The following is a 7,137-nucleotide window of genomic DNA, read 5'->3' as shown; positions in this document are numbered from 1 at the left end:
CTCGTCGAGATGGTTCACTATCTCTTGCAAGAGTCTCCGAGTAAAAAATTCTAACGATTACTATATTTCACGTGATTCCGACCTGACGACTTCCCGTCGGATCCGTTCGCTTCGCTCACTTCTCCGACGACTTCCCACTCGCTCGCGCTCGTGGGAATCCAGTCGGGCCCGTATACTTCTGGAGCGCTTCAGAACCAAAGAGTGAGCGCTCTAACCGTCAAGTCTGCATATTTTTTTGCGCCCCGGTTTCGTCACGCACTGTGATACAGGCCGTCGCCAGCTATCGGTTTCGTGGATTCAAACACAGGAACGGTCGTAGGTACACTCGATAGTTAACTCTCACTCGTCCCTATCGGGTTCCAACGGAATACGGTCGAGGCCAACAGTATCGTAGTCCTGTTCACTGGAGAGAACTTCCTCGTCGCTCGTCGCAATCACCCCCGCGTGAAGTGCATCGAACGGTGTCAGATGATACTCTCCGAGGAACGCCGCCGCCGCGAGAACTGCATCCTCGTGTTCTTTCGGCGTTATCGGAACGAGTTCGAGGAGGTTCGCAATCGCTCGTGGAGCATCGACGTCGTATTCCGACTGCTCACGGTCGTAGAAGAGAACAAGAACCTCTGCGTAGGCCAGAATCGACGTGTGGATGTCGTCGCGTTCTTCGAGGGCTTCGAGTGCTGATTCACGCAACCAGTCTTCGTTTTTTACTAATGCAATCAAGAAGTCTGTCTCGACGTACACGAATCAGGCCTCGCGGTTCTCCGACCGCTCTTGGTCCTCGGCTTCGATTTCCTCGGCGATTGCTCTCCGTGCTTCGTCTTTGAGTTCGTCGGCTTCACCCTCCTCGAAAGCGTCACCGACTGCCTCTCGAAGACCCTCTAATGGGTCGTCGTCAACCGGAAAGAGCGCAACGTGACTCGGGAGTTCGACGATGCGATAGCGCTCGCCGAACCGTGACCGTACGTCCTTCGGGAGGTAGATTCGTCCCCGTTCGTCCGTAGATTTCGACATGGTTCACGTAGTACGGGAAGAATCAAAAATCTTCCCGCTACCCTTTTGGTTCTCCCACTATCTCAGCGTCTGCTATCAGGTCGGGACGTTGCACAGAAAACCGCCAGACCGAGAACCGATTAACACAGTTCTGTCACACGCGATGATGCATTCCCGTCGGGCCCGTTCACTTCGCTCACGTGACTCCCGGCGGGGATGTCACCGACCGTCGGTTACATACTATCTGACATACTCGTTCGTGATATGACCGACGACTTTCCCGCCGAGGCCGCGGCCATCGTCCAGCGACACATCGAGGACGAACACGGCTACCTGTCGTGGCTCGATACCAGCGTCGACGCCATCGAGCGCGGCCGCATCGTGATGTCGATTCCGTACGACGAAAAGCTCACCAACACCGTGTCGCCGCCCACCATCCACGGCGGCATCGCGGCGACGCTCATCGACACCGCGGGCGGCATCGCCCTCCGGACGATGCTCGACGACCCGGTCGCCGGCGGCGTCGCCACCATCAACCTCAACGTGAACTACCTGCGGCGGGCGTCGGGCGACCTGACCGCGGTCGCCGAGGTCGTCCGCGCGGGCGGGTCGGTCGGCGTGAGCACCATCACCGTCGTCAGCACCGACCCCGAGGGGGACGCCGACGTGGCCGCCCGGCAGTCGCCGTCGAGCGACTGGGACGACGCCGTCGCCACCGGACAGGGCGCGTATCGGCTCTTTCGGGACTGAACCGCGGTCGTGACCGACGCCGGCCCCGGCACCGGCCGCGTCCGGCGGGACCGACCGGCTACTCGAACGACACGTCCGCGAGCGCCGTCGTCTCGCCGAACAGCCAGTCGGCGTGGTCGACGGCGTACGCCTTGTGTTCTTCTTCGATGTAGCCGAGCGCGTCGGTGACGAGAATCGGCCGGTAGTCGCGCAGGCCGGCGCTCCCGGCGGTGTGGAGGACGCAGACGTTCGCCAGCGTCCCGCAGACGAGCAGGTCGTCGACGCCGTGGCTGTCGAGCCAGCCCTCCAACTGCGTCTGATAGAACGCGTCGTAGGTGTGCTTCTCGACGACGAGGTCCCCCTCGCGGACGTCGAGGTCGCCGTGGAGGGCGGCGTCCCACGTCCCCTCGACGACGTGTTCGCCCCAGCGCTCGAACTCGTCGTAGTAGTGGTTGTCGTCGAACTGCTCCGGCGGGTGGACGTCGCGGGTGTAGACGACGCGCGCGCCGGCGTCGCGGGCGGCGGCGACGAGTTCCGTAACCGGCTCGATTGCGGATTCGCTCCCCGGCGCGAACAGGCTCCCGTCGGGGTGACAAAAGCCGTTCTGCATATCGACGACGACCACCGCGGTTCGGTTCGGGTCGAGTGCCATGTCTGTGGGTTGCGCCGGGACGACCAAAACAGTACGCGCCGCCCCGGTTTCGACTCGGCCGACCCGCCCCAAACCGACTCGACTGCCCCGACCCGACCAACCCGACCCAGAACCGGCTCGCAGTCCGCCGTTTCGACGCCCGAACCCGACAAGGTACTTCACTCCGGAGTCTAAGGGTACGATATGCGAACCACCGGTCTCCGCGCCGTTTTCGCCGCCGTACTCTTGGTTCTCGCCGGCTGTGCCGCCCCCACGGCCGCGCCCGGCGGCGACGCGTCGCCCGCGACTCCCCACCCGGACAGAGACGGCTTCGACGACCCCGACCAGGACGTCCTCGGCTGGGAGAACGGCTACTGGTACGACGAGCCCATCGCAGTCGACCAGTCCGACGGGCTGAACGACTCCGAGATGGAGGCGTTCGTCGCCCGCGGGATGGCCCGCGTCGAGCACATCCGACAGTTGGAGTTCGACGAGCGCGTGCCCGTCAGCGTCGTCTCCAGAGACGACTACCGGAGCGCCAGCGCCGGCGGCGCCGCCTCGCCCGACTCCGAGTACAACCGCTGGAACGATCAGGTGTGGGAGGCGCTTTTCATCGCCGGTGAGTCGACCGGGAGCGCGAGCGCCATCTCGGCGACGACCGGGAGTTCGGTCCTCGGCTTCTACTCGCCGTCCGACGGCGAAATCAAAATCGTCACCGACTCCCCGGGCGAGCCGACCATCGACAACGCCACGCTCGTTCACGAACTGGTCCACGCCGTTCAGGACCAGCGGTTCGACCTGACCGACGCCCGCTTCCGAAGCGAGACGCAGGACGGCGACCTCGCCACCGACGGCGTCATCGAGGGCGACGCCAGCTACGTCGAACGACAGTACAGCGAGCGGTGCGCCGCCGGGACGTGGGACTGCGTCGCCACGCCCGACACCCAAAACAGCCGCGGCGGCGACCCCAACCTCGGCGTCCTGATTACCATCTACCAGCCGTACTCCGACGGCCCGGTGTACGTCCACGACCTCTACGAGCGAGGCGGCTGGGAAGCCGTCAACGACGCGCTCCGCAACCCGCCGGTGTCCACCGAACAGACCATCCACGTGACCGACGAGTCGCCGCGTCCCATCTCCTTCGCCGACGAGGGGACGAACGGCTGGAGCACCTTCCCCGACCAGGGCGTCGAGGGCTCCGACACGGTCGGCGAGGCGTCGATGTTCGCGATGTTCTGGTATCAGGCCCGCACGTCCGGCGCGGAGACCGTCCGCGTCGAGTCCATCGCTGACACGAACTCGCGGTACGACACGTACAACTACGACGCCGAGCCGTCGAACGGCTGGGCGAACGACCGCCTGTTCCCCTACCGCAACGCGGCCGGCGCGGACACCGAGTACGGCTACGTCTGGGTGACCGAGTGGGACACCGACGGCGACGCACGGGAGTTCCGTGACGCCTACCTGAACATCCTCAGCGCCCACGACGCCACCCAGCGGGACGACGGCGTCTACGTCATCGAGGACGGCTCGTTCAACGACGCCTTCCGGGTCGTCCGCACGGGCGACCGCGTGGTCGTCGTCAACGGGCCGACGCCGGCCGACGTGGACGAGATTCGGCCGGGGCTTGCGTCGTAACCCCCCCGCCGAGACGCTTTTTCGTCTCCCGCCCGTGGACTCGCTATGAACCGCCGTCTCGCCGCCATTTTCTCTGCAGTTCTGCTCGTCGTCGCCGGCTGTGCCGCCCCCGTCGCCGACCCGGACGCCGCGGGAGCCGGCGCCACCGCCGGCGACGGGACCGCGGACACCGCGGCCGACTGGTCGTGGCCCGACGACCCGCCGACGGACCGACTGGGCTGGGAGGACGGCTACTGGTACAACGAGTCCATCGCGGTCGACCAGTCCGACGGGCTGGACGACTCCGAGATGGAGGCGTTCGTCGCCCGCACGATGGCGCGCGTCGAGGTCGTCCGCGAACTGGAGTTCGAGGAGTCCGTGCCGGTCGAGGTCGTCTCGCGCGCCGAGTACCGAAACGAGTCCGACGAGTCGACCGACCCGGTCCACGGCGACTGGAACGACCAGGTGTGGGAGGCGCTGTTACTGGTCGGCGAGGACCGGACCATCGACGAGGTGTTCGACGAACTGTACGGCGGCGTGGTGCTCGGCTACTACGACCCCTCCGAGGGCCGCATCGTCGTCGTGAGCGACGACGACCGCCCGACCATCGACCGCCGGACGCTCGCCCACGAGCTGGTCCACGCCGCACAGGACCAGCAGTTCGGTCTGGACGGCTCGCCGTCGACGCAGGACGCCCAACTCGCCCACGGCGGGCTGGTCGAAGGCGACGCCCGCTACGTCGACGGCCTGTACGAAGCCCGCTGTGAGGCCGACTGGGACTGCGTCCCTCAGCCGTCGAGCAGTGGAGCGGGCGGCGGGTCGGTCGACTATCCGGTCTTCCTCGTCATCTACACGCCCTACAGCGAGGGGCCGACGTTCGTCTCGGACCTGCGCGACCGCGGCGGCTGGGCGGCCGTCGACGCGGCCTACGCCGACCGCCCCACCTCGACCGAGCAGGTGCTCCACCCGAACCGGTACCCCGACGAGCGCCCGGTCGCGGTGACGGTCGAAGACCGCTCGTCGGCCGCGTGGACGCGCTACGACACCGACCCCGTCGCCGACGCGGTCGGCGAGGCGTCCATCTTCGCGACGTTCTGGAAGCACCGCGCCGTCGACCGGACGGGCCTCCAACAGGACCCCGGCGCGTACTCGCCGTACAACTACACCGCCGAGCCCTCGGCGGGCTGGGCCGGCGACGCGGTGGTCCCCTACCGCCCGGCGTCGGACGGGACCTCCGAGGCGAACCCCCACGAGCGCGGCTACGTCTGGCGGACGGTCTGGGACACCGAGGCGGACGCCGAGCAGTTCGAGCGGGCGTACGTGAACGACACGCTCCGGCTCTCTCTCAACGCGTCAGTCGCGGGTGAGGACACCTACCGCGTCGACGACGGCCCCTTCGCCGACGCCTATCGGGTGACGAGAGACGGCGACACCGTCACCGTCGTCAACGCGCCGACCGTGGCGCAGTTGGACGAGATTCACGAGCGAAGCTAGGAGAAAGCACTTGTAGTATCGCTGACGGCCGTTTCGTATGCCCCGACGTCTCGGTCGGTTCGCGCTCGTCGCCCTCTCGCTCGTCCTGCTCGTCGCGGCCTTTCTCTTCGCCACCGGGACGCTCGTTCCGTGGTCGAACAGTTGCCCGCCGCAACTCGACGTGGACCCGGCCGACGACGTTCCGCCCGACGCGGAGATAGTCGCCTACGAGTCGCTCACGCCCGCCGAACGGGCCGCCTTCGACGACGCGCTGGCCGCTGAATCGATGATTTCGCTCGAAGACCGGCCGTGGTCGCCGGGCACCGGGTACGTCCGGAAGAACGGGACGGTCTACTTCGCGGCCGTCGCCGTCTGCTGACCCGTTGAAGAGAATTCGTCTTCGACGCACGTGACCGATTATACACCTTTTTCATCGGCCGGGTGGAATCCGCGCCAATGAGTGACTTCGATATCGTCGGTCCCGAGGCCATCCGCGACGGCGTCGCGACCGACGCCTACTTCGAGCGGACCGAGGCGACCCTCCGACACGCGGGCAAGAACCCCCGCGTCGTCGCCGAGGTGACGGCCGACCAGTTCCCCGACGGCGAGTTCGAGCTGTTCGCCGGCGTGAAGGACGCCGCGGAACTGCTCTCCGGCCGCGATATCGACGTCGACGCCGTGCCCGAGGGCACGCTGTTCGACGGCGGCCCAGTGATGCGAATCGAGGGCGACTACCTCGAATTCGCCCGGCTCGAAACCTCGCTTCTCGGCTTCCTCTCGCACGCGTCCGGCTGTGCGACGGCCGCCCTCGAAGCCCGCTCGGCGGCCCCCGACTCGACGGTGCTGTCGTTCGGCGCGCGACACGTCCACCCCGCCATCGCCGCGATGGTCGAGCGGAGCGCCCTCGTCGCCGGCCTCGACGGCTTCTCGCACGTCGCCGCCGGCGAGATTCTCGGAAAGGAGGCGTCGGGGACGATGCCCCACGCGCTCCTCATCGCCTTCGGGCGCGGCAATCAGGCCGAGGCGTTCCGCGCCTTCGACGAGGCGGTCCCCGAGGACGTGCCGCGAGTCGCCCTCTGTGACACCTACGGCGACGAGACCGAGGAGGTCCTGCAGGCCGTCGAGGCGCTCGGCGACGACCTCGACAGCGTCCGCCTCGACACCACCTCCTCGCGCCGCGGCGACTTCCGCCACATCGTCCGCGAGGTCCGCTGGGAACTCGACGCCCGCGGCCACGAGGACGTGGGTATCTTCGTGAGCGGCGGTCTCGGGCCGGCCGAACTCCGCCACCTCCGCGACGTGGTCGAGGGCTTCGGCGTCGGCGGCTACATCTCGAACGCCAATCCGGTCGACTTCGCGCTCGACATCGTCGAGGTCGACGGCGAACCCGCGGCCAAGCGGGGGAAGCTCTCGGGCGTCAAAGAGGTCTATCGCACGGCCGACGGCGGCCACCACGTCGGCCTCCGCGGGCGTCCCGGCCCGACCGACGGCGAGTCGCTCCTCGAACCGCTCATCCGCGACGGCGAGGTCGTCTCGGAGTTCGACTTCGACATCGACGCGGCCGCGACGCGGGCCAGAGAAGACGCCGAACTGGTCGGGTTCGGCGAGAAGTAAGACCGCGCTTTCGTTCTGCGGCGACGCTCGGAGCCGTCGCTCGCCGGTCGCATCTCTCCCCCCAAGGAGTCGAGTCGTCGCCG

At 67.1% G+C, this 7,137-nt stretch carries 8 protein-coding genes; 5 read left to right on the top strand and 3 right to left on the bottom strand.

From position 1 onward, the window contains the following. Positions 1-339: 339 nt before the first annotated feature. Together IEV64_RS17960 and IEV64_RS17955 are read right to left on the bottom strand one after the other, a co-directional pair. Positions 340-741: a PIN domain-containing protein gene (locus IEV64_RS17960; RefSeq protein ID WP_007275438.1), complete on the bottom strand. Its 402-nt coding sequence runs from the start codon at positions 739-741 to the stop codon at positions 340-342. A gap of 3 nt (positions 742-744) precedes the next feature. Further along, the gene (locus IEV64_RS17955; RefSeq protein WP_007275439.1) at positions 745-1,011 is read right to left on the bottom strand and encodes a hypothetical protein; all 267 of its coding nucleotides are present in this window, start codon (positions 1,009-1,011) and stop codon (positions 745-747) included. 243 nt (positions 1,012-1,254) lie between these two features. Between IEV64_RS17955 and IEV64_RS17950 the strand changes: the two genes are divergently transcribed. Then, positions 1,255-1,740: a PaaI family thioesterase gene (locus tag IEV64_RS17950; RefSeq protein WP_007275440.1), complete on the top strand. Its 486-nt coding sequence runs from the start codon at positions 1,255-1,257 to the stop codon at positions 1,738-1,740. Positions 1,741-1,798: 58 nt separating this feature from the next. On the opposite strand, the gene IEV64_RS17945 is transcribed toward IEV64_RS17950, so the two are convergent. Next, positions 1,799-2,371: a cysteine hydrolase family protein gene (locus IEV64_RS17945; RefSeq protein WP_188424779.1), complete on the bottom strand. Its 573-nt coding sequence runs from the start codon at positions 2,369-2,371 to the stop codon at positions 1,799-1,801. 183 nt (positions 2,372-2,554) lie between these two features. On the opposite strand from IEV64_RS17945, the gene IEV64_RS17940 reads away from it, so the two are divergent. From IEV64_RS17940 to IEV64_RS17925, 4 genes are all read left to right on the top strand, one after another. Next, complete coding sequence (locus tag IEV64_RS17940) at positions 2,555-3,988, top strand: Hvo_1808 family surface protein (RefSeq protein ID WP_007275442.1); 1,434 nt, start codon at positions 2,555-2,557, stop codon at positions 3,986-3,988. Positions 3,989-4,033: 45 nt separating this feature from the next. Continuing rightward, complete coding sequence (locus IEV64_RS17935) at positions 4,034-5,461, top strand: Hvo_1808 family surface protein (protein ID WP_188424777.1); 1,428 nt, start codon at positions 4,034-4,036, stop codon at positions 5,459-5,461. A 37-nt stretch (positions 5,462-5,498) separates the two neighbouring features. After that, the gene (locus tag IEV64_RS17930; RefSeq protein ID WP_007275444.1) at positions 5,499-5,819 is read left to right on the top strand and encodes a DUF7979 domain-containing protein; all 321 of its coding nucleotides are present in this window, start codon (positions 5,499-5,501) and stop codon (positions 5,817-5,819) included. A 77-nt stretch (positions 5,820-5,896) separates the two neighbouring features. Then, positions 5,897-7,054, top strand: a complete 1,158-nt coding sequence (locus tag IEV64_RS17925; RefSeq protein ID WP_007275445.1) for a nicotinate phosphoribosyltransferase — start codon at positions 5,897-5,899, stop codon at positions 7,052-7,054. Positions 7,055-7,137: the final 83 nt, after the last annotated feature.

It is taken from the genome of Haloferax sulfurifontis, assembly GCF_014635105.1.
GTDB classification, from domain to species: Archaea; Halobacteriota; Halobacteria; order Halobacteriales; family Haloferacaceae; genus Haloferax; species Haloferax denitrificans.
This window is presented reverse-complemented; position numbering and strand designations above follow the sequence as displayed.